Annotated in this window: 6 protein-coding genes; 1 reads left to right on the top strand and 5 read right to left on the bottom strand. The window is 52.0% G+C overall.

Annotated features, from left to right (window positions below):
• The 5 genes from QCH34_RS05710 to QCH34_RS05690 form a co-directional block, all read right to left on the bottom strand.
• On the bottom strand, window positions 1-672 hold a 672-nt coding region (locus QCH34_RS05710; protein WP_300331494.1), incomplete at its 3' end, for a fumarate hydratase.
• Between the two features lie 71 nt (window positions 673-743).
• A complete protein-coding gene (locus tag QCH34_RS05705; RefSeq protein ID WP_300331491.1) occupies window positions 744-1,250 on the bottom strand; it encodes a 50S ribosomal protein L16 in 507 nt (168 codons plus the stop codon).
• Window positions 1,251-1,310: 60 nt separating this feature from the next.
• On the bottom strand, window positions 1,311-2,069 hold the full coding sequence (locus QCH34_RS05700; RefSeq protein ID WP_300331488.1) for an ABC transporter ATP-binding protein: 759 nt from the start codon (window positions 2,067-2,069) through the stop codon (window positions 1,311-1,313).
• On the bottom strand, window positions 2,066-2,827 hold the full coding sequence (locus QCH34_RS05695) for an ABC transporter permease (RefSeq protein WP_300331485.1): 762 nt from the start codon (window positions 2,825-2,827) through the stop codon (window positions 2,066-2,068). The genes QCH34_RS05700 and QCH34_RS05695 overlap by 4 nt, the downstream gene beginning before the upstream one ends.
• Complete coding sequence (locus tag QCH34_RS05690) at window positions 2,827-4,047, bottom strand: ABC transporter substrate-binding protein (RefSeq protein WP_300331482.1); 1,221 nt, start codon at window positions 4,045-4,047, stop codon at window positions 2,827-2,829. Before QCH34_RS05690 ends, QCH34_RS05695 begins: the two co-directional genes overlap by 1 nt.
• Window positions 4,048-4,244: 197 nt before the next feature.
• Between QCH34_RS05690 and argH the strand changes: the two genes are divergently transcribed.
• Window positions 4,245-5,544, top strand: a 1,300-nt coding sequence (gene argH, locus QCH34_RS05685; RefSeq protein ID WP_300331479.1) for an argininosuccinate lyase, incomplete at its 3' end; no start/stop codon positions are given.

Raw genomic sequence — 5,544 nt, 5'->3', positions numbered from 1 at the left:
GATCTCTGTTTCATAGGTATCCATCGCATCAATAGGGAGGAGAAGCGCCTCTTTAGCAAGAGCGGCAGCCAGATCAAATGTCCCTCCGATCCCAACGCCGACAACAACCGGCGGGCATGGCCGGCCGCCTGCCAGCAGCACCGTTTCAACAATAAATGCAGGGATCTCATTTCCCTGTGAAGGAAGGAGCATCCCGATGCGTGAGACATTCTCGGATCCTGCTCCTTTCGGAAGGACAGTGATGGTGAGATCAGGTCCTTCGCTGATATGGATCGGCGGGATTGAAACACCGGTATTATCACCACTGTTCTGCCGTGAAACCGGATCGACTGCATTTGGCCTGAGAGGGACAGAGAGGGTTGCACGCCTGACCCCATCATAAACGGCTTCCCTCAGATCTGCTTCATGTAAAGGGTAGCAATGAGGTACCGTCATGTAGATGACAGCAATTCCGGTATCCTGACAGAGAGGGAGATTCAGTCTCCCGGCTTCGGAGATATTCGCGCGAATATTGGCAAGCTCTCCCCGGGCCACGGGATCGGCTTCCAACTCGTATGCAGCATCAATAGCAGCCTCTACATCCGGGGGAAGGAATACCTCAGCCTCTTGGATACAGGCAAGAGTCGCATCCGAGACAGCCTTCCGGAGCGTCTGCTCTTCACGGGTACTCATACCGCCTGATATGATGCGAAAGATGATAAAAGTCGTGAAATATGCAGGTAAAAAAAAGGTATTGAAGGTTTTTAGTTCTTCTCTTCGATGACGACACAAACAGGTGTTGGAAGCTTATGTCCGCCATGGAGAAGCGCATACTTTGCTTTCTCAACGTACTGGGGAGATGTCCAGATGGTGAAGACACGCTGTCTTTCGTGTACACGTGCAGCGGTCCCGACTGCCTTTCCAAATGCAAGGCGCATTCCTTCTGAAACACGGTCCGCACCTGCACCGGTTGCCTGTTTGTTCTCCCTGAGAACATGGTGGGGATAGACACGGAGCTTCATATGGAAGTTGCTCCTGCCCACTTCCTTCATAAGGCGACGATTCATGTTCACACGGGCAGCTTCAAGAGCTGTGTGACGAAGCTGACATGCCTCTTTCACTTCAAGGTGGAGGGCAACCGGGAATTCTTCCTTCAGATTCCCCATATCAAACTGGACAATCTTCAGGCCCGGGACACCACCCATATATTTCCTGCGTGTATATGCCTTCTTTGAAATGGCCCTGTACATCTTTGCTGGTTTTCGTACCATGTAAAAAACTCCTCGCTATGAAAATATGCTTAATAAAATGGATGGTATGAGGTATAAAAGTTATTGGCTGTGCTCGAGACGATCGATAAATTCCAGCACATTCCGGCGGATGGTTGCAAACTCGACACTGGTACGGTCGCGGGGGCGGGGGATGTCGACATCATAGATCCCGGCTATCCTTCCGGGTCGTGCTGAGAGCACCATGATCCGATCAGCTAAAAAGACTGCTTCATCCACACTGTGAGTAACAAACATAACCGTCTTCTTCGTCTTCTCCCAGATAAAGAGGAGCTCTTTCTGCATCCTGTTTCGTGTCCGCGCGTCAAGGGCGCCAAATGGCTCATCCATCAGGAGGACAGCAGGATCGGTTGCCAGCGCCCGGGCAACCGCCACACGTTGCCGCATCCCTCCTGAGAGTTCATATGGGTAACTATCACCAAATCCTTCCAGACCAACCAGACCGATGAAGCGGTTTACGATCTCCTCTCGCTCTTCATCTGGCATCCCGCGCATCTGGAGGCCGAAGCCCACATTTGCCCGGACGGTTCGCCAGGGATAGAGTGAATACTCCTGAAAGATCATGGCAAGCCGCGGATCAGGGCCGGTGACCGGAGTTCCCCCAACAACAATCTCCCCCGATGTCGGATGATCAAGGCCGCCGATCATCCTGAGAAGGGTGGTCTTTCCGCAGCCTGAAGGGCCGAGGATACAGAGGAACTCACCTTTTGCCACTGTGGCCGAGATATTGTCAAGGGCAAGGAGCTGCTCATTCTGGCGCGCTGTAAAGGTTTTGCTGACATTTCTGAGGACAACAGTCATCTGTTCATCTCCTGCCACTGGAACTTTCGCTTCTCAACTTCACGGAAGAGAATATCCACACCAATCCCGATGATGCCGATGACGATCATACCAGCGATGATCACCTGCACCTGACCCCAGTTGTATGAGTACATGATCAGGTACCCGATACCCGAATTGGTGCCCGGGAGCATCTCTGCAGCAACGACACACATCCAGGCAACCCCAAAACCGACCCGAAGACCCGTCCAGATAACGGGAGCAGCAGCCGGTAAAATCACATATGCAAGGAGTTTCCACCCTTTTGCACCATAGATCGCCGCAGTCTCAATCCAGGTACGATTCACCCTCCGTACACCATCTATGCTATTGATCAAAATCGGGAAGAATGACCCGATGAAGATGATGAAGACCATGGAGGGAAGGCCGATCTTAAACCATGCTAATGCAAGAGGAACCCATGCAAGAGGTGGGATGGGCCTGAAGAGCTGGATGATCGGGTTTACCAGCTCTTCGACAGGACGGTAACGCCCGATAATAATCCCTGCCGGTACAGCACAGGCAACTGCAAGCCCAAATCCAAGAGCAACCCTCCAGATTGAGAGAAGGGAGTTATCCAGGATACTTCCGCTCCCTAGAATATCCGCCGTCGGTTTGAAAAGGACCGCGGCAACAGATACCGGTTCCGGAAGAATGAATGGATTATTCAATAGAACCGATACAACCTCCCAGGCAACAAGAAGAAAAAGGAGAGGAATGATCTTCAGATACCATTTCATCAGACTTCTTTCACCACCACACCGCTCTCCTGAAGTGCGTATTTAATCTGCACATCCTGGATCGAGCCTCTGGCAGGCGAGGCAATCTTCACTGGTTTACCCTCGGCAGATCGTTTTTCAACCCATGTAATGAATGAGTTCCAGTCGGTAACCGGAGCAGAGGCCGCAACAACAAAGCCAGATCCTTCAGTCTGTGTTGGGAAGAGGATCTTAATAGGCGTTCCCTTGTCGATGGCATTAATCGCGGGCGGGGTGCCGGCATATGCCATCTGGATAGCGTCAGTCGACATGAGTGTCATCAGCGGAGCACCACCCTCGCCGAGTACAAGCCTCACTTCGGCGACAGTTACACCGTTTACGATCAGATCGGCAACTTCAACCTTGCCCGGGACATCTGAGCGCGGTTTCAGGGCGATACCATATTCGTCATTGAAGTACTGCCATTCCTTCACGGCAACGAAGAGGGGTGCATCATGATCGGAGGGGAGATACCCAAGAGAGATCGGCTTCGTGAGTTTTGCAGGAGTGACAATCTCACCTGCATCAATCATTGCCCGCCCCGCTTCATAGGGAGCAAAGTCAAAGAGCATCCCGCGAACCTCTTCCTTTGAGGCATCCTTGAGAGAGCCGGTCAGGTACCCTATATCACGGAGAGCCAGAATGAATTCATCATTGCTCTCCAGCCATTCCGGTGAGTGTTCTGTTGTAAACCGAATCGTCGGGATAGAGTCCTTCAGGACATCATGGGAGCTGATCGTCACATCGCCAAAGGTCATATCAGCCCCGCCATACAGCCAGTTGGCTGATATCCCGGCGGTTCTCTCGGGATTATTCTGGACATAGTCTCCAGCCAGGATAAAAAGCGCTGCAAACGCATTTGCAACATCTGGATGTGCTGCGATAAAATCCTCACGTGCAGAGAGTGCACAGCAGGTATGATCTTTCCAGGTACCTTCCGGAGGGAGATCCTGTGAATAGCTGACAACAGTCCCGATTCCGGAGACTGTTGCAACAGACACAAGCGGCTGCCAGACCATGAACCCGTCAACCTGGCCAGTCGAGAGGAGCATCGGCATCTGCCCGACTGCCGTATACATGATACCTACTTCACTCTGCACACCATTCGGGGGAGTTACCGGTACTTCTTCTGTGACACAGCCCGCAACCAACAGGGCAAGTGCAAGAAGAGTTATGATACACCCTAACACCTTCATTTTCATAAGTAGAAGTGGTGGGGAAGATTATATAATCTATTGGATTTTGGAATTTCGTGGACATTATAGAGACATTTAATTAATAAATTCTACAAAAAGAGAATTTTTGCTGAGGATAAGCACCACGTTCCTTCCCGAAAAGAATCGATTTCTACGAAGAGATAATCAGTTTTCAGGTACTATCATACCTGAAGAGGAAGAGGATGCGACACGACCAGATACGGGAAGGGAGGCTTGCCGGGGAGCGGAGCGCGCTCATTGCACGGTACCTCTCATCAATGGAAGCTGACCGGAGGATCGCCTCTGCGGATCTCCGGGTGGATATGGCTCACCTGGCGATGCTGAGGCAGCAGAACCTGATACCAAAGGAGCATGCACAGAAGATTGCATCAGAGCTTTTCAGAATGTATACCGAGGGCATCCCGGATGAGGCATTCGATGAGCGTTTTGAAGATATCCATGCGGGAATAGAGGGAGAATTAATTGCAAAAGCCGGTATCGATTCCGGAGGACGGCTTCACCTTGCACGGTCACGAAATGATGAGGTGGCAACCTGCCTCAGGATCAGGGTGCGTGAGGATATTCTGGAGATCCTGACATCAGTTGCCACACTCAGGGAGATCCTTATCCGGCGTGCCGGGGAGCATACAGGAACAGTGATGCCGGGCTTCACCCACCTCCAGCATGCACAGCCAACAACACTCGCCCATCACCTTCTCGCCTATGAAGAGGCCTTTTCCCGAAGTGCAGAACGGCTTATCGAAACATTTACCCGCGTGAACCGATCACCTCTCGGGTCAGCCGCATTTGCATCGACTGGTTTTCCGATCGATCGTGAGATGACCAGTCGGCTGCTTGGGTTCAACAGCATCCTCGGGAACTCGATGGATGCGGTATCGGGGAGGGATTTTGCACTTGAGACACTCTCTGCCCTCGCCATTCTGATGGCAGATACAAGCAGGCTCTGTGAAGAGCTGATCCTCTGGAGCAGTGCCTTTGTGGAGTTTGTCGAGCTTGATGACATATACTGCTCCACCAGTTCGATCATGCCGCAGAAGAAGAACCCGGACTGTGCCGAGATTATGCGCGGACACGCCGGAACGGTCGCAGGGGCATTCCAGTCCGCACTCGTCTGCATGAAAGGTCTCCCCATGAGCTATAACCGCGATCTTCAGACCCTGACACCACATCTCTGGAGTGGAATCTCCCATACCGCTGCAAGCATGGAGATTCTTGCAGGAATGATGGAGACGGCAGTATTCAATGCCGAAAGGATGTATCGGGAGAGTGACCGGGGCTTTTCGACCGCCACCGAACTTGCCGATACACTTGTGCGTGAGTTTGGGCTACCATTCAGAACAGCACACAACATTGTCGGGCGGGCAGTCCGCTCAAAAGAGATCACCCTGAGCGTAATCGAACAGGCGGGCAAAGAGATCTCAGGCATCTCTCTTCAGGAAATGGGGCTCACAGAAGATCGAATTCGAAATGCACTCGATCCAG

The sequence above is a fragment of the Methanocalculus sp. genome, from assembly GCF_029762515.1.
Classification (GTDB): domain Archaea; phylum Halobacteriota; class Methanomicrobia; order Methanomicrobiales; family Methanocorpusculaceae; genus Methanocalculus.
The sequence above is the reverse complement of the archived record's forward strand: the minus strand, read 5'-3'. Positions and strand labels throughout refer to the sequence as shown.